The sequence below is a fragment of the Microbacterium sp. NPDC091382 genome, from assembly GCF_044757025.1.
Lineage (GTDB): Bacteria > Actinomycetota > Actinomycetes > Actinomycetales > Microbacteriaceae > Microbacterium.
On sequence record NZ_JBIVUD010000002.1, the window covers coordinates 518,064 to 534,876 of the forward strand.

The following is a 16,813-nucleotide window of genomic DNA, read 5'->3' on the forward strand; positions in this document are numbered from 1 at the left end:
GACACCCGGGTCAGTCTTCCACATGGTGCTCCGCCGCCTTATCTGGCCCCTCGCAGCATCTCCCGAAGACCGATCGAGGCCATGGCATCGCGCACTCCCCCTCCCCCGCCCGCTGTTGAACGCATCGAGGACGTCGACCTCGCTGACGAGATGCAGGGCTCGTTCCTGGAGTACGCCTACTCGGTCATCTACTCGCGCGCACTCCCCGATGCCCGTGACGGGCTGAAGCCGGTCCAGCGCCGAATCCTCTTCCAGATGTCCGAGATGGGTCTGCGCCCCGACCGCGGCCACGTGAAGAGTGCGCGCGTCGTCGGCGACGTCATGGGCAAGCTCCACCCGCACGGCGACTCTGCGATCTACGACGCGCTCGTCCGCCTCGCGCAGGACTTCGCCCTCCGCGTGCCCCTCGTCGACGGGCACGGCAACTTCGGTTCGCTCGACGACGGCCCGGCGGCCGCGCGCTACACCGAAGCCCGACTCGCGGCATCCGCTCTGGCTCTTACGGAGAACCTCGACGAGGACGTCGTCGACTTCATCCCGAACTACGACGGCCAGTTCCAGCAGCCGGAGGTGCTCTCCGCCGCCTTCCCGAATCTGCTCGTCAACGGTGCGACCGGCATCGCGGTCGGTATGGCGACGAACATGGCGCCGCACAACCTCATCGAGGTCGTCTCGGCCGCGATCCACCTGCTCGAGAACCCCGGGGCGACCCTCGAGGAGCTCATGGAGTTCGTGCCCGGGCCCGATCTTCCCGGCGGGGGCGTCATCGTCGGCCTCGACGGCATCAAAGAGGCCTACCAGACCGGCCGCGGCACGTTCCGCACCCGCGCCAAGACCTCCATCGAATCGCTCGGCCCGCGTCGCACCGGCATCGTCGTCACGGAGCTGCCCTACATGGTGGGGCCGGAGCGCGTCATGGAGAAGATCCGCGACGCCGTCTCGACGAAGAAGCTCACCGGCATCTCGGACCTCACCGACCTCACCGACCGCAACAACGGCCTGCGCCTTGTGATCGGGATCAAGACCGGCTTCGACTCGAATGCCGTCCTGGAGCAGCTCTACCGGCTCACGCCGCTCGAGGACTCCTTCGGCATCAACAACGTCGCTCTTGTCGGCGGCCAGCCGCAGACCCTCGGGCTCAAGGAACTGCTGCGCGTCTACCTGGACCACCGCATCCAGGTCGTCACCCGGCGCAGCCGTTACCGCCTCGCACGCAAGCAGGAACGCCTGCACCTCGTCGAAGGCCTCCTCATCGCGATCCTCGACATCGACGAGGTCATCCAGGTCATCCGCACCTCCGACGACAGCGAGCAGGCGCGCACACGCCTCATGGACGTGTTCGACCTGTCGCAGCTGCAGGCCGAGTACATCCTCGAATTGCGGCTGCGCCGCCTCACGAAGTTCTCGCGCGTCGAGCTCGAGGCCGAGCAGAACACACTGAAGGCCGACATCGCCGCGCTCGAGGAACTCCTCGGCAGCGACGTCCTCCTGCGCCGCCAGGTCGCGACCGAATTGGATGCCGCGGCGGAGGCGTTCGGCACGCCGCGGCGTACGCTCCTCATGAACGGCGGGCCCGTCGCCCCGCGTGGCCGCGCGGCCGCGCCGGCGGACCTCCAGATCGCTGATGCACCATGCCGCGTCTACCTCTCGGCGACCGGCCGCATGGTGCGCGCGGAGCTCATCGCCGACGCGCCCGGTGGCGGCGTCGTCCCGCCGGCGCGTCGCTCGAAGCACGACGCCATCCGCGCCGCGGTCGACGGGACGACGAGAGGCGATCTCGCAGCGGTGACGACCCTCGGCCGTCTGGTCCGGTTCACCCCCGTCGATCTGCCGTCGGTCCCGGCGAACTCCGTGCAACTGGCAGCGGGTACGCGCGCTGACCAGTATCTGGGCCTCGCCCCGACCGAGCATGTCGTGACCATCGTTCCGCTGACCTCCGAGGCACCGATCGCGCTCGGGACCACGCAAGGTGTCGTCAAGCGCGTCGCTGCGACCGAGCTCCCGCCGGGGAAGCCCGATGTCGAGATCATCTCCCTCAAGCCGGGCGACACCGTCGTCGGGGCCGCTCTCGCCGCCGACGACGTCGAGCTCGTGTTCATCTCGAGCGACGCCCAGCTGCTGCGCTTCGGCGCCTCCTCCGTCCGCCCCCAGGGCCGCGCCGCCGGCGGAATGGCGGGGATCCGGCTCTCCGACGGCGCACGCGTCATCGCCTTCGCCGCGGTCACTGCAACGGAGGGGACCGTCGTGGCAACGGTCGCCGGCGCGAGCGCCGCGTTGCCGGGCACGGACCCCGGATCCGCGAAGGTCTCGCTGTTCTCCGAGTTCCCCGCGAAGGGCCGCGCTACGGGTGGTGTCCGCGCACAGCGCTTCCTGCGCTGGGAGGATGCCCTCCTGGTCGCCTGGGTCGGCGACGGTCCGCGCGCCGTCGGTCTGGACGGCGCGGTCCGCCCGCTGCCGGATGCCGGAGCGAAGCGGGATGCCTCGGGGCAGGCCCTCGATGCCGCCGTCGGCGCCATCGGCACTGTCGTGGCCTGAGACGGGTCAGCCGGCGAGCTTCGCCTTGGTGTACGCCACGATCGCGTTGGCGTGTCCGTGCCCGAGTCCGTGTTCGTCCTTGAGGATGGCGACCGACTCCATGTGAGTACGGGTCTCGAGCGCCTCGGCGGCGATGTCCAGCCAGTGCTGCACGGGCTGTCCGTAGGTCTTCTCGATGCTCGGGAAGTACGAGGCGGGGCCTTTCGGCTTCTCGCCCGGGGCGATGACGGGCGCGACGACGCGGTGGGCTTCCATACCCGTCACGCTAGCGTCGCCGGCGTCAGGCGTCGATGCGCTCGCGATCGAGCCGCTCGCTCGAGGTCACGATGAAGTCGCGACGCGGCGCGACCTCCGAGCCCATGAGGAGTTCGAACACCGTCGAGGCGACCTCGGCGTCCTGCACGCGGACGCGTCGGAGCGTGCGTCCCGCACGGTCCATCGTCGTCGTGGCGAGCTGGTCGGCATCCATCTCGCCGAGACCCTTGTACCGCTGGACAGGTTCCTGCCACCGACGCCCGGACTTGGTGAGTTTCGCTAGCAGCGTGTGCAATTCCTGCTCGCTGTAGGTGTAGATCGTCTCGTTCGGCTTGGTCCCGGGGTTCATGACCACGACCCGATGCAGTGGTGGCACCGCCGCGTAGACGCGGCCTTCTTCGATTAACGGGCGCATGTAGCGGAAGAACAGCGTCAGCAGCAGCGTGCGGATGTGGGCACCGTCGACGTCGGCGTCGCTCATCAGGATGATCTTGCCGTAGCGGGCCGCGTCGAGGTCGAACGACCGACCCGAGCCCGCGCCGATGACCTGGATGATCGCGGCGCACTCGGCGTTCGAGAGCATGTCGCTGATCGACGCCTTCTGCACGTTGAGGATCTTGCCCCGGATAGGCAGCAGCGCCTGGTACTCGCTGTTGCGGGCGAGCTTGGCCGTGCCGAGCGCCGAATCCCCCTCGACGATGAACAGCTCGGACTGGTCGACGTCGTTGGTCCGGCAATCGGCGAGCTTCGTCGGGAGGGACGACGACTCCAACGCGTTCTTGCGCCGTTGCGTCTCCTTGTGCGTGCGCGCCGAGATGCGCGCCTTCATCTCCGAGACCACCTTCTCGAGCAGGAGCGCCGTCTGCGCCTTGTCGTCGCGCTTCGCTGATGCGAACTTCGCGGCGAGTTCCTTCGAGACGACGGACGCCACGATGTTTCGGACCGCCGGCGTTCCGAGGATCTCCTTCGTCTGCCCCTCGAACTGCGGCTCGGGCAGGCGGACGGTGAGAACGGTCGACAGACCGGCGAGGATGTCGTCCTTCTCGATCTTCTCGTTCGCGCCGACCTTGAGCTTGCGTGCGTTCGCCTCGATCTGGCCCCGCAGGGTCTTCATCAGCCCCTGCTCGAACCCTTGCTGGTGCGTGCCGCCCTTGGGCGTCGCGATGATGTTGACGAAAGAGCGAGCGACCGTCTCGTACCCGGTCCCCCACCGCAGCGCGATGTCGACCTCGCACTCGCGCTCCACCTCGGTGGGGACCATGGCTCCGGACGCCTGCAGGACGGGGACCGTCTCTGTGAAGGTGCCCTTCCCGGACAGACGCCAGGTGTCCGTGATCGGCGCGTCCGGCGCCAGATAATCCGCGAACTCCGAGATGCCGCCGTCGTACCGGAAGCTCGTCGCGATCTCCTCCTCGGCACGCCGGTCGACGATGACGATCTCGAGCCCCGGGACGAGGAAGGCGGTCTGACGGGCACGCTGCTCGAGCTCGCTCAGATCGAAGGCGGCATCCTTGGTGAAGATCTGCCGGTCGGCCCAGTACCGGATGCGGCTGCCCGTGACGCCGCGGGGCGCCTTGCCGACGACCCGGAGCTCACTGGATCTCTCGAAGGGGCGGAAGGGCGACGACGGACCATCCCCGTCGAACAGCCCGGGCTCGCCCCGGTGGAAGGACATCGCGTGGGTCTTGCCGCCGCGGTCGACCTCGACGTCGAGCCGCTCGGAGAGGGCGTTCACGACGGATGCGCCGACGCCATGGAGGCCGCCGGACGCCGCGTAGGATCCGCCGCCGAACTTGCCACCCGCGTGGAGCTTGGTGAAGACGACCTCCACACCCGACAGCCCGGTGCGGGGCTCGATGTCGACCGGGATGCCGCGGGCCCGGTCGCGGACCTCGACACTGCCGTCGGCGTACAGCAGGATCTCGATGCGGTCGCCGAACCCGCCGAGAGCCTCGTCGACCGAGTTGTCGATGATCTCCCACAGGCAGTGCATGAGACCGCGGGAATCCGTCGAGCCGATGTACATGCCGGGCCGTTTGCGAACGGCTTCGAGCCCTTCCAGGACCTGGAGATGGTGGGCGGAATACTCGGCTGTCACGATCTCCCATCGTATTCGGCGCCACCGACAGTCGCCTGACCGACACGGGGCATCGGCGCGGGCACCGCCCGCGGCCGGCGCACACCGTACGCGCTGAGCGAAATGCGACGCAATGGCGGCATACCCACAACATCCGCGTGGTTGTATGTCATGACAGTTCACCCGTCATGAGCAGTACGAGGAGGCACCTGACATGAGCACGTCGACCACCACCGAGCCCGGAGCCGTCCTCGAACACCGCCTCACGGCGATGGATCGCTGCGACTCCTGCGGAGCCCAGGCGTACATCGCCGCCGAGGTCAATGGGAGCGAACTCCTGTTCTGCGCCCACCACGGTCGCAAGTACGAAGAGAAGCTCCGCGCCGTCGCCACGTCGTGGCACGACGAGACCGCCCGCCTGACCGAAGCGGTCTGATTCGCGGCATCCCGATCACGACGAAAGCCCCCTGCCTCCGGCGGGGGGCTTTCGCGTCGTCGCCGTCAGAACCCGACGGCTGCCTGGTACACCGGCAGCAGGCCGGTACGGACGCCCGACGCCGACGGCTTCGGCTGGAAGACGCTCGAGTTGTGGTTGCCCTCGATCACGACCGGCCCGTTCGGGGTGATCGCGATGTCCCATCCCACGTACGGCGCCTCGGGCGTGCGGCGGGCGAGGGCGGCGACGAGATCGAGGACCCGGCTGTACTCGGGCACCTGGAACCCCACGATCGGGGTGTGCGTGACGGGGTGCTCGCGGTAGACGTTGCTGTTCTTGTCGACGCCCGGGTACATGGCGACACCGTCGTCGTCGAGCATCGTGAACATACCGCCCGACGCGAAGTTGTCGATGACGTCGCCGTTGCCGATCCGAAGCACCGCGGCGAGCAGGTGCACGCGGTCCTCGGTGTCGAGGAAGGTGATGAGACGAACTGTGTTGACAGCGTCGGGATACAGCGCCGACATCTGAGGGTGCTGGACGATGAACTCGTCCACGACGGTCTGGCCCTTGCCGGTCACCTCGGCGCGGAAGGCGGCTGCGTCCACGTCCGGGCCGACCTCGTGCAGGTCGATTCCGCCGCCGCCATGACCCTCGTTCGGCTTCGCGAGCACGCGCGGATGACGGGCCAGGAAGGCGGCCAGCTCACTGTCGTCGACGTCGCGGAGGTCGATCGTCTCGCGGCCCAGGAGGTCGGCGTACTCGCGAGCGAACCGCCGCTTGTCCTCGAGCTTCGAACGCCCTTCGGCGGTGTTGTACATCTTCGTGATGCGGAAGGACTTGGGATGCGTCATCCACGTCTTCCGCTCCTGACCGCTCAGCAGACGGATGTCCCAGACGGCGTAGTCGCGGAACGCCATGTCGTAGCGCACCGAGCACCACAGCATGTCGAGGATGATCACGGGCAGCGGCGCCTTCGAGACGCGCTGCACGGTACGCGCGAACTCGACGAGATTGCCGGGCCGGATCTTCCGCGCACGTCGGATCAGGTACTGCAGGCGGACGCGGATGCGGCGCATGGCGGTCCCTTCGGTTCGGATCGGTCAGAAGCGCATCGCAGCGCGGTAGCGGGGCAGCAGGCCGCGCCGGATCCCGGAGACCGACGGCTTCGACTGGAAGACACCCGAATTGTGGTTCCCCTCGATGACGACGGGACCCTCCGGCGTGATCGCGATGTCCCAGCCGATGTACGGGAAGGCGGGAACGCGCCGGGCGAGCCGGTCGACCAGCGCGAGCACCTCGTCGTACAACGGCACCTGGAAGCCCGTGATGGGGGTGCCTGTGGCGGGGTGCTCCGCGAAGGGACGCCCCTCTTCGTCGCTGGCGGCATGGAGGGCGCGACCGTGCTCATCGAGCATCGTGTACATGCCACCGTTGCTGAAGTTGTCGATGACGCCGCCGTTGCCGATCTTCAGGACGCCCGCAAGGACATGCACCTCGCCATCGGGGTCGAGGTAGGACACCATCCGCAGGGAGTTCACGCTGCGCGGGTACAGCGCGGCCATGTCGGGGTGCTGCACCAGGACCTCTTCGACGAGGGTCTGCCGGTCGGCGAGGAGCCGTTCGCGGAACGCCGCGGGATCCTCGATCTCCGAGGAGTCGACCAGCGTGATGCCGTTGCCCCCGACGCCGCCGGGGTTCTTGGCGATAATGCGCGGATGCCGACCCACGAAGGCGGCGAAGGCCGCGGCATCCGTCTCGTCGAGATCGATCCACTCGCGGCCGAGCTCAGGACCGAATCGGGTCGCGAACCGGAGCTTGTCGTCGAAGATCGCGCGCTGCGCGTTGTCGTTCAGGCGGCGCGACAGGTGGAAGGACTTCGGGTCCGTCATGTATGTCTTGCGCTCGCGCGCCGTCAAGATGCGGAAGTCCCACTCCGAGTAGTTCTCGAAGGTCGTCTCGTAGCGCACCGAGCACCAGGCCATGTCCGCGACGACCCACCACAGCGGCGCCTTCGACAGTCGGGCGGACTGGCGGGCGAACTGGAGGACCCGGTCGGTGTCGAAGTTCGCGACGCGCTTCACGAAGAAGCGGCCGCGACGGTAGAGCCTGTTCACGGCGCCCATGGTCAGCCCTTCGACGAACGGATGATGCCGAGCGGCGTGGACTGGTGTCCCTGGCCGAGCGGATTGTCCGAGAGGATGCGGACGAGTCGCTGCTCCCCCGCCTTGTCTAGCGTCGACCCGAGGATGTTGCCACCGATGTCGTTGATGTCGACGACGGCGACGTCGTAGCTACCGCCGAGTCGCGTCTTCAGGCGCTGGGCGACCTTGCCGGGCTCTTTCGGCCCGAGGACGACGGCCTTGTTGTAGGGCGGGATGGTGTGCGGCGTGGGTCCGTCGATCGATCGGGCCTTGTCGCCGGCGATCCGATAGAAGTCGCCGCGGCGGCCGAACAGCTTCGTGACCGCCGCGACACCGGCCGCGAACACGATTCGAGGCGTGCCGCACTCGCGGAGTGCCATCTCCATCGTCTCGGGCATGCCGAGACCGATTCCGTACTTCGTCTTGACGACGTAGCGCGAGAGGAAGCGCGCGAGCGGGCGCGGCGTGATGTCCTCGACCAGGAACGAGCGTCCCTGCGTGATCGCGACGATCTTCTCCGTCACGAAGAGGAGGTCCCCGGGCTGAAGCTCAGGAGCGGCATAGGTGGCAACGATCTCGTCGATGTCCTCGCCCGGCATGACGACGTGCGTCCGGATCGGGATCCGGGCGTAGGTCGCGCCGTCCACCGCTCGCGTGAGCTCCTTGCCCTCGTTCGCGGCGTCGCTCATTCGAGGTAGTCCCGGAGCGACTGCGAACGCGACGGATGCCGCAGCTTCGCCATCGTCTTGGACTCGATCTGGCGGATCCGCTCGCGCGTCACCCCGAACGTGTCGCCGATCTGGTCGAGCGTCTTGGGCTGACCGTCGCCGAGGCCGAAGCGCATCCGGATGACGCCCGCCTCACGCTCGCTGAGCGAGTCGAGGAGGGACTCCAGCTGACGCTGCAGCATCGTGAACCCAACGGCGTCGGCGGGGACGACCGCCTCGGTGTCCTCGATGAGGTCGCCGAACTCGCTGTCGCCGTCCTCACCCAGCGGGGTGTGGAGGGAGATCGGCTCGCGGCCGTACTTCTGGACCTCGATGACCTTCTCGGGGGTCATGTCGAGCTCACGGCTGAGCTCCTCGGGCGTGGGCTCGCGGCCCAGGTCCTGCAGCATCTGCCGCTGCACGCGGGCCAGCTTGTTGATGACCTCGACCATGTGCACGGGGATACGGATCGTGCGGGCCTGATCGGCCATGGCGCGCGTGATGGCCTGACGGATCCACCATGTGGCGTAGGTGGAGAACTTGAAGCCCTTCGTGTAGTCGAACTTCTCGACGGCACGGATGAGACCGAGGTTGCCCTCCTGGATCAGGTCCAGGAACTGCATGCCGCGGCCGGTGTAGCGCTTGGCGAGCGAGACGACGAGGCGGAGGTTGGCACCGAGCAGGTGGCTCTTCGCCCGTTGTCCGTCTCGGGCCACCCACTGCAGGTCGAGCCCCAGCTGCGACGACTTCTCGGCCGCCGTCATGTGGGAGAGCTTCTCCTCTGCGAACAGACCCGCCTCGATGCGCATCGCCAGCTCGACCTCTTCGGCCGCATTGAGGAGCGGCACCTTGCCGATCTGTTTCAGATAGTCCTTGACCGGGTCGGCCGTCGCGCCGGTGATCTGGGTCGAGTAGACCGGCACCTCGTCGTCGTCGGCGGACGAGATGACGATCGCGCCCGTGGGGAGGGGCTCCGTGAACGCCGGCTTCGCGGGCTCATCCTCGTCGTCGCCCTCGGCCTTGTCGGAATCCTTCTTGGCGTCGTCGTCGGCGGCGTCGTCCGTCGCGTCGGCGTCCAGGTCTACGTCGTCCGCCTCGGCGTCCTCGTCGTCCTCGTCGTCGGACTTCTTGGCGCGGGACTTCGCCGGGGACGCCTTCGTCGCTGCCGGCTTCTTCGCGGGGGCTTTCTTCGCTGCGGCCTTCTTCGCCGGAGCCTTCTTGGCGGGTGCCTCGGTCTCGGCAGGCTCGACGACGTCAGCTTCGTCGACCTCTTCTGCCGCTCGTGTACGGGTGGTCCTCGTGCTCGAAGTCACGTCTCGCCTTTCACCGACGGCACTCCGCCGGGTTTCGGACACTAGTAAGACCCTTGTCAAGTCCTTCGGGCACGCGCGAGGGCGTTCTTCGGGACCGGGCAACGGGTCATTTCGTCCATTCTCTCATACGTGTCGGATGCATGAAGGACGTACCGGTGTCAACACCGAAAACCGTATGGGCATTCCCCCGCGACGGGGACCGACGGGCGACGACGAGAAGCTGAGTCAGCCGAGACCTGGACGACGATCATCGTCTCCAGAGGGCCTGTTGGCGAGGAAGCGCTCGAGCTCCGCCGCCAGTTCGTCGGCCGACGGTAGGTCCCCGGTGTGGATGATGGGCTGCGCCTGGGTCGCTCCGGCCATGTACGCGTCATAACGCGTCTCGAGGTTGTGCAGCATCGTGGTCAGCTCGTCGCTCGCGGACACCTGGTCGTCGACCTTCTCCAGGTACTCACGGTTCTCGTCGCGCAGCGTGTCGCTGTCGAAGACGAGCCCCGTGGCGATCGAGACGCTGTCCAAGGCGGCGATGGCCGCCGCGGGGAAGTCGGTCTCCGCCAGGTAGTGCGGGATGAGCAGAGCGAAGCCGGAGACCGACACACCGGCATCCGACAACCGGTACTCGAGCAGGTGGCCGGCGGTCGAGGGCACCTGCGTGCGCGGCTTCCACACCGAATGCGCCTCGGTCAGCTCGCTGCGGTTGCCGCTCACCGTCGTCCCCAGCGGACGGGTGTGGGGCACGGGCATCGGAATGGCGTGGAACCACGTCGCCGAACGGACCTGGAGTCCCTCTGCCAGACCGACGACGGTGTCCACGAACGCCTCCCACGCGAAATCCGGCTCGTAGCCCGAGAGGAGGACGAAGGGCTGACCGAGCGCGTCGTGGACGAGGGCGAGGTCGAGGCGAGGAGCCTGGTAGTCCGTGAGGTGGTCGCCGTCGAAGGTGATGGTGGGACGGCGGGCGCGGTAGTCGAAGAGGACATCGGGGTTGAACGTGACCACCGGCTGCGGGTCGTGCTCGGCGTGCAGGTGATCGACGACGCGCGTGACTGCGGAGCCGGCATCGGTGAAGCCGGTCAACGCCACCACCAGCGGCAGGCCCGCCGGAACCGGCGGCGCGGTCGTGGTGCGCTCGTACAGGGGACCAGACAGGGGCATCCCTCCACTGTAGAAGCAGCCCCGAAGGGGTCGGCGCGCCCGGCGTCCCGCTCTGAGCGAACGCCGCCCTCCATAGGATGGGGAGCATGCCGTACCCCGAGCTGACCGTGTCCACTTCTCCTGCACGCGACGGCGGCGCCGACGCGATCGTCCTGGCCCTCCCGCCGCTCGATGAGGCGACGACGGTGCTCTCCGACTGGCCCGGCGTCGAGGACGTCCTGCGCGGCGTGGGGTACACCGGCGCCGCCGGCACCACGGTGCGGGTCTTCGCCCCGGCATCCACTGAGCTCCCGCTGTTCGTCGTGGGCACCGGAGCCGCTCCGTCGGCCGATGCGATCCGGGATGCCGTCGGTGCCGCCGTCCGAACGACGACGGGATTCGCCCGGCTCGCCGTCGCTGTCCCCCATGCCGAGGAGCACTGGCGGTCAGCCGCCGAGGGCGCGATCCTCGGCGGATACCGCTTCGAGGGGTACAAGTCGGGCGAACCCGGCAAGACCCGCGCTGCTCAAGTGAGCCTGCACCTGGCGGCCGACGTCGATGCGGCCGACGTCGACGCCGTCCAGATCACCGGCTCGGCGGTGGCCCTGGTGAAGGACCTCGTCAACATCCCCGCCGAGTGGCTCGGCCCGGCCGATCTCGCGGAGCGCGCGATCGAGGCCGTCGCAGGTCTCCCCATCGACGTCGAGGTCCTCGATGAGTCCGAGCTCGAGTCCCAGGGCTTCGGCGGCATCCTCGGTGTCGGCCAGGGCTCGGACCGCCCGCCCCGCCTCGTGCGCCTCACCTACTCTCCCACCGAGGCCACGCGCCACGTCGCGATCGTCGGCAAGGGGATCACCTTCGACACCGGCGGGCTCTCGCTGAAGCCGCCGGCATCCATGGTCGGTATGAAGTTCGACATGGCGGGGGCGGCGACCGCCCTCGCGGTCGTGCGCGCCGCCGCTCAGCGAGAACTGCCCATCGCGGTCTCCGCCTGGCTCTGCATCGCCGACAACATGCCCTCAGGCCGCGCGACCCGCCCTGGCGACGTGCTCCGGATGCTCGACGGCACGACCGTCGAAGTCCTCAACACGGATGCCGAGGGTCGCCTCGTCATGGCCGACGGGCTGGTTGCGGCGAGCCGCACCCGGCCCGACGTCATCGTCGATGTCGCCACCCTGACCGGTGCCGTCATCGTCGCCCTCGGCAACCGCCACACCGGCGTGATGGGCGACGACGACACCGTCGCGCGGTACCTCGAGGCCGCCGCATCCGTCGGCGAAGCCGCCTGGCAGCTGCCGCTTCCCGAGCACATGGAGGACGAGCTCGACTCCCCCATCGCCGACATTCGCAACGCCAAGGTCGGCGATCCTGCGGGCGGCACGATGTTCGCGGGCCTGTTCCTCCGCCGGTTCGTCGGACGGAGGTCGGAGGATGCCGAGGCCCCCCGCATCCCGTGGATCCACCTCGACATCGCCGGCAGCGGCGAGAACAAGGCGTCGCCGTTCGGCCCGACCGACAAGGGCCCGACGGCGGCGACGGTCCGATCGCTTCTCGCCTTCCTCGAGGCGGAATCGCGATGACGCGTCACGAGTTCGACCTGGTGGTCCTGGGCGGCGGCAGTGGCGGGTACGCCGCAGCGATCCGAGCCAGTGAGCTCGGCAAGACCGTCGCCCTCATCGAGAAGGACAAGGTCGGCGGGACCTGCCTGCACCGCGGCTGCGTCCCGACCAAGGCACTGCTCCACACGGCCGAGATCGCGGACCACGTGCGCGAGGCTGCGTCCGTGGGTGTCGACGCGAGTCTGTCGGGTTTCGACACCGGGCGCATGACCGCGTACCGGGAAGGCATCGTGGCGAAGAAGTATCGCGGCCTGCAGAGCCTCCTATCCACCCGCGGCATCACCGTCGTGACCGGCGCGGGCCGTCTCGCCTCCGAGCGGACGGTCCGGGTGGGCGACGATGAGTACGCCGGGGCCGACGTCATCCTGGCGACGGGCTCGCGGACGCGCTCCGTCCCGGGGATCGAGCCCGGCGGCCGTATCCTCACGAGCGAAACCGCGCTCGCCCTCGATGAGGTGCCGTCATCCGTCGTCATCCTCGGCGGCGGCGTCATCGGCGTCGAATTCGCCAGCGCATGGCGCTCGCTCGGCACCGAGGTCCTGATCGTCGAGGCCCTGGACCGCCTCCTCCCCGCGGAGGAAGCGGTCTCGAGCAAAGCCCTCGAGCGCGCGTACCGCAAGCGCGGCATCCAGACCGCCCTGTCGACCCGGTGCGACGGTGTCACGCCGCGAGAAGACGGCGTCTCGGTGTCGCTCTCGGACGGCCGGGTCGTGGACGCCGATTACGTCCTCGTCGCCGTCGGGCGCGGCCCCGTCACCGAGGGACTGGGACTGGACGAGGCCGGCGTGTCGCTCGATCGCGGTTTCGTGACCGTCGACGCCGACCTGAAGACCACGGTCCCGCACGTCTGGGCCGTCGGCGACATCGTCGCCGGTCTGCAGCTCGCCCACCGCAGCTTCCAGCAGGGGATCTTCGTCGCGGAGCGCATCGCCGGGCTCTCCCCCGTTCCGATTCCGGAGACGACCATTCCGCGCGTCTCGTATTCGCACCCCGAGGTCGCCTCAGTGGGCTTGACCGAGGAGCAGGCTCGAGCCGCACACGGCGACCGTGTCACCGCGTTCGAGTTCAACCTCGCCGGCAATGCGAAGAGCGAGATCCTCGGGACGTCAGGGTTCGCCAAGGTCGTCCGGATCACAGACGGCCCCGTCGTCGGCGTCCACCTCGTCGGCGATCGCGTGGGCGAGCTCATCACCGAGGGACAGCTCGCGATCGGGTGGGAAGCCCACCCGGAGGACATCGCTCCGTTCGTTCACGCGCACCCCACTCAGAGCGAAGCCCTCGGCGAGGCTTTCCTCGCTCTCGCGGGCAAGCCCCTCCATACCATCTGACCCCGTCGCACTCGCGACACTAAGCTAGACAGCACATCGCTTTTTCTTGAAGGAGACACAGTCATGAGCACATCCGTGGTCCTCCCCGCGCTCGGTGAGAGCGTCACTGAGGGAACGGTCACCCGCTGGCTCAAGAAGGTCGGTGATTCGGTCCAGGCCGACGAAGGTCTCCTCGAGATCTCGACCGACAAGGTCGACACCGAAATCCCCTCGCCCGTCAGCGGCGTCATCGAGGAGATCCTCGTCGACGAGGACGAGACCGTCGAGATCGGCGCCGTCCTGGCCAAGATCGGGGACGGATCCTCTGCCCCCGCCGAATCGGCAGCAGACGAATCCGCACCCGAGGAGTCGGCACCCGCCGAGCAGCCCGCGGCCGAGGCGCCCACGCAGGACGAGACTCCGGCTGAGTCCGCGCCGGCATCCGCACCCGCCGCCTCCGGCGACGCGAAGGACGTCGTCCTGCCCGAGCTGGGCGAGAGCGTCACCGAGGGCACCGTCACCCGCTGGCTGAAGCAGGTCGGCGATGACGTAGCCGTCGACGAGCCTCTGCTCGAGATCTCGACCGACAAGGTCGACACCGAGATCCCCTCTCCCATCGCCGGCACCCTGACCGAGATCCTCGTCCAGGAGGACGAGACCGTCGAGGTAGGCGCTGTACTCGCTCGTGTCGGCTCCGGTGCTGCGGCTGCGCCCGCCGAGTCGGCCCCCGCGGCACCCGCCGAGGAGAAGGCCGGCGAGCCCGCAGCCCCCAAGGCCGAGGAGCCCAAGGCAGAGGCCCCGAAGGCCGAGGAGCCCAAGGCAGAAGCCCCGAAGGCCGAGGAGCCCAAGGCAGAAGCCCCGAAGGCCGAGGAGCCCAGGGCAGAAGCCCCGAAGGCCGAGGAGCCCAAGGCAGACGCTCCTCAGCCCGCGCCCGCCGAGGACGGCGTCACCTACGTCACCCCACTCGTCCGCAAGCTCGCTCAGCAGCACGGTGTGGACCTCTCGACGATCACCGGCAGTGGCGTCGGCGGACGCATCCGCAAGGAGGACGTCCTGAAGGCGGCTGAGGCCCCGAAGACCGACGCCGCGCCCGCCGCAGCACAGGCGCCTGCCGCCGTCGAGGTCTCGCCGCTCCGCGGCACGACGCAGCCGATGTCGCGCCTGCGCAAGGTGCTCGCCAGCCGCGCCGTGGAGTCGATGCAGCAGACCGCCCAGCTGACCACGGTGGTCGAGGTCGATGTCACCAAGCTCGCGAACTACCGCGATTCCGTGAAGGCGTCGTTCCTCGAGAAGACGGGCGACAAGCTCTCGTTCCTGCCGTTCTTCGCCCTGGCCGCCGCCGAGGCTCTGAAGACGTTCCCGATCATCAACTCGACCGTCGACGGCGACCAGATCGTCTACCCGGCGAGCGAGAACCTGTCGATCGCGGTCGACACGGAGCGGGGCCTCCTCACGCCCGTCCTCCGCGATGCGGGAGACAAGAACATCGCTCAGATCGCCCACGAGATCGCCGATCTCGCCGACCGCACCCGCAACAACAAGCTGAAGCCCGATGAGCTCGCCGGCGGCACCTTCACGCTGACGAACACCGGTTCGCGCGGCGCGCTGTTCGACACTCCCGTCGTGTTCCTGCCGCAGTCTGCGATTCTCGGAACCGGCGTCGTCGTCAAGCGCCCCGGCGTCGTCTCGGTCGACGGGAAGGATGCGATCAGCGTCCGCTCCTACGTCTACCTCGCCCTGTCGTACGACCACCGCGTCGTCGACGGTGCGGACGCAGCGCGCTTCCTCAGCGCGATGAAGGCCCGCCTCGAGGCTGCGCAGTTCGAGGGCCAGCTCGGCGCCTGACGCCACCAGGTCGACCGGTCATGGCTGGTCCGCGAGGTCGTACACCTCGCGGACCAGCCATTTCTCGTCCACCCGGACCATGACCAGCACCTGTGTCAGATCCGTGCTCACGACTTTGACCGCCGCCGCGCCCCCGTACTCGTCGACGACCTGGACGGAATAGTCACCCTCGGCCGACGGCAGCTCACCGGGCGTCGAGCCGTCCTCCCAGAGAGCGGCACGGCAGACCTCGTCGGCACACGATGCCACGGCGGCGATCAGACCCCGCGCGGCCGAGACGACGGCTTCCGGACCGGAGTCCTGGCCCGTCGGGAGCTGTTCCGCGACCGGGGCCGCCTCCCCCGTCGGCGGCGATGCCGACATCGATGACGCCGGAGACGGCGTGGCAGGCGACTCGGATGCCGGAGCTCCCAACGCCGCCGTGGTCTCGGCGTCCTCGCTCGGCCAGAGCGCTCCGCAGACGATCACGGCGGTAGCCGCCGCTCCGGCGACGAGCAGGACGCGACGACGCCGCGGGGCCGGCCGAGACGACTCCCGGACCGAACGCCGACGGGCGCGCGGCACTGCGGACGCCACCGCGCCGACGGCGCCGCTGGCACGGTGCGCCACACCGGCATCCACGAGTCGCGTCAGAAGATCGCGAAGCGTCGCCGCGAATCCGCGCGACTGCGCTTGCACCGGCATGGCTCGCGTTCGGCTGGGGACACCTGCGACGACATCCTCGCGATGGGTGGGAAGCGGCTCCGGCTCCGCGGCCGCGAACAGCGCGCCTTCGAGCTCCTCCAGCTCACGCGTCAGCCGCCGCGCGTCACCGATGACGGCGGCCGCCCGCTCGACAGCCGCGTCCACGATGACGGATGATGAGCCCTCGGCTCGTCGGGCTGCGATGGCCTGCCCCAGCAGCTCGACAGTGTCGCGTCGCCAGTCCAGCGTTCCCGTCAGAGCGAGGACGGGTCTTCCGTCGGCACTCACCCACCACCGCCCCGAGTCCGCTCCCAACCGGTCGGCTTCGGCTGCACCGCGCAGCGCGCTGACGGCGATCGTGACGAGGACCCCGTCAGGCGTCGCGACGTCTCGGACGACGTCGTCGAGTGTGAGGGGGCAATGCGGGAGGATGACCCTCGCGCCGTCGGGTGCGCCGGCGGAATCGAGTGGCGCGAGGATGTGATCGACGTCGACAGCCGACCACGCGGGCGACGCTCCGAACTCGGCAGCGTCGACCCAGACGACAGGGTCCTCCCCGCCGCGCAGGACACCGGCGAACGGCGCTTCCGCGTCGGTCAGTTCACGAAGGGCGGGCGGTGTCTCGAGTGACAGCGGGTCCATGCCCCCAGCGTGCGGCGTTACGACGCGACCAGGCTGCGGTTCGACGCCGCCGTGGACAGCCGGCATCCGACGAACGGTGTGAAGAAGTCGACGGGCCGCGAAGGTAGGCTGATCC

General features: G+C 68.9%; 13 protein-coding genes. 5 read left to right on the forward strand and 8 right to left on the reverse strand.

All coding sequences use genetic code 11. The features are described 5' to 3' along the window. Positions 1-81: 81 nt before the first annotated feature. A complete protein-coding gene (locus ACIQLK_RS10000; RefSeq protein ID WP_400364599.1) occupies positions 82-2,535 on the forward strand; it encodes a DNA topoisomerase (ATP-hydrolyzing) subunit A in 2,454 nt (817 codons plus the stop codon). Positions 2,536-2,541: 6 nt separating this feature from the next. Here the strand turns inward: ACIQLK_RS10000 and ACIQLK_RS10005 are convergent, their stop codons facing one another. Together ACIQLK_RS10005 and ACIQLK_RS10010 are read right to left on the reverse strand one after the other, a co-directional pair. Next, positions 2,542-2,790 (reverse strand): DUF4287 domain-containing protein, encoded by a 249-nt coding sequence (locus tag ACIQLK_RS10005; protein WP_400364601.1) that lies wholly within the window; start codon positions 2,788-2,790, stop codon positions 2,542-2,544. 25 nt (positions 2,791-2,815) lie between these two features. After that, a complete protein-coding gene (locus tag ACIQLK_RS10010) occupies positions 2,816-4,888 on the reverse strand; it encodes a type IIA DNA topoisomerase subunit B (RefSeq protein ID WP_400364603.1) in 2,073 nt (690 codons plus the stop codon). A 193-nt stretch (positions 4,889-5,081) separates the two neighbouring features. Between ACIQLK_RS10010 and ACIQLK_RS10015 the strand changes: the two genes are divergently transcribed. After that, complete coding sequence (locus ACIQLK_RS10015) at positions 5,082-5,303, forward strand: hypothetical protein (protein WP_091353368.1); 222 nt, start codon at positions 5,082-5,084, stop codon at positions 5,301-5,303. A 65-nt stretch (positions 5,304-5,368) separates the two neighbouring features. On the opposite strand, the gene ACIQLK_RS10020 is transcribed toward ACIQLK_RS10015, so the two are convergent. From ACIQLK_RS10020 to ACIQLK_RS10040, 5 genes are all read right to left on the reverse strand, one after another. Beyond that, positions 5,369-6,382: a sugar-transfer associated ATP-grasp domain-containing protein gene (locus tag ACIQLK_RS10020; protein WP_400364605.1), complete on the reverse strand. Its 1,014-nt coding sequence runs from the start codon at positions 6,380-6,382 to the stop codon at positions 5,369-5,371. 24 nt (positions 6,383-6,406) lie between these two features. After that, the gene (locus ACIQLK_RS10025) at positions 6,407-7,429 is read right to left on the reverse strand and encodes a sugar-transfer associated ATP-grasp domain-containing protein (protein WP_400364606.1); all 1,023 of its coding nucleotides are present in this window, start codon (positions 7,427-7,429) and stop codon (positions 6,407-6,409) included. 2 nt (positions 7,430-7,431) lie between these two features. Then, positions 7,432-8,136, reverse strand: coding sequence for a coenzyme F420-0:L-glutamate ligase (locus ACIQLK_RS10030; RefSeq protein WP_400364608.1), 705 nt, complete (start codon positions 8,134-8,136; stop codon positions 7,432-7,434). After that, the gene (locus tag ACIQLK_RS10035) at positions 8,133-9,467 is read right to left on the reverse strand and encodes an RNA polymerase sigma factor (RefSeq protein ID WP_400364610.1); all 1,335 of its coding nucleotides are present in this window, start codon (positions 9,465-9,467) and stop codon (positions 8,133-8,135) included. The genes ACIQLK_RS10030 and ACIQLK_RS10035 overlap by 4 nt, the downstream gene beginning before the upstream one ends. A 225-nt stretch (positions 9,468-9,692) precedes the next feature. Then, positions 9,693-10,622 carry a proteasome assembly chaperone family protein gene (locus ACIQLK_RS10040; protein WP_400364612.1) on the reverse strand — a complete coding sequence of 310 codons (930 nt, stop codon included), beginning with the start codon at positions 10,620-10,622 and terminating at the stop codon, positions 9,693-9,695. 86 nt (positions 10,623-10,708) lie between these two features. Between ACIQLK_RS10040 and ACIQLK_RS10045 the strand changes: the two genes are divergently transcribed. The 3 genes from ACIQLK_RS10045 (at position 10,709) to sucB (ending at position 15,372) form a co-directional block, all read left to right on the forward strand. Continuing rightward, the gene (locus ACIQLK_RS10045) at positions 10,709-12,181 is read left to right on the forward strand and encodes a leucyl aminopeptidase (RefSeq protein WP_400364614.1); all 1,473 of its coding nucleotides are present in this window, start codon (positions 10,709-10,711) and stop codon (positions 12,179-12,181) included. Beyond that, the gene (gene lpdA, locus ACIQLK_RS10050; RefSeq protein ID WP_400364615.1) at positions 12,178-13,548 is read left to right on the forward strand and encodes a dihydrolipoyl dehydrogenase; all 1,371 of its coding nucleotides are present in this window, start codon (positions 12,178-12,180) and stop codon (positions 13,546-13,548) included. The genes ACIQLK_RS10045 and lpdA overlap by 4 nt, the downstream gene beginning before the upstream one ends. Positions 13,549-13,611: 63 nt before the next feature. Further along, positions 13,612-15,372, forward strand: coding sequence for a 2-oxoglutarate dehydrogenase, E2 component, dihydrolipoamide succinyltransferase (gene sucB / locus ACIQLK_RS10055; protein ID WP_400364616.1), 1,761 nt, complete (start codon positions 13,612-13,614; stop codon positions 15,370-15,372). Positions 15,373-15,390: 18 nt separating this feature from the next. Here sucB and ACIQLK_RS10060 read toward each other — a convergent pair whose 3' ends face one another. Continuing rightward, on the reverse strand, positions 15,391-16,698 hold the full coding sequence (locus tag ACIQLK_RS10060; protein WP_400364618.1) for a hypothetical protein: 1,308 nt from the start codon (positions 16,696-16,698) through the stop codon (positions 15,391-15,393). Between the last annotated feature and the right edge of the window lie 115 nt (positions 16,699-16,813).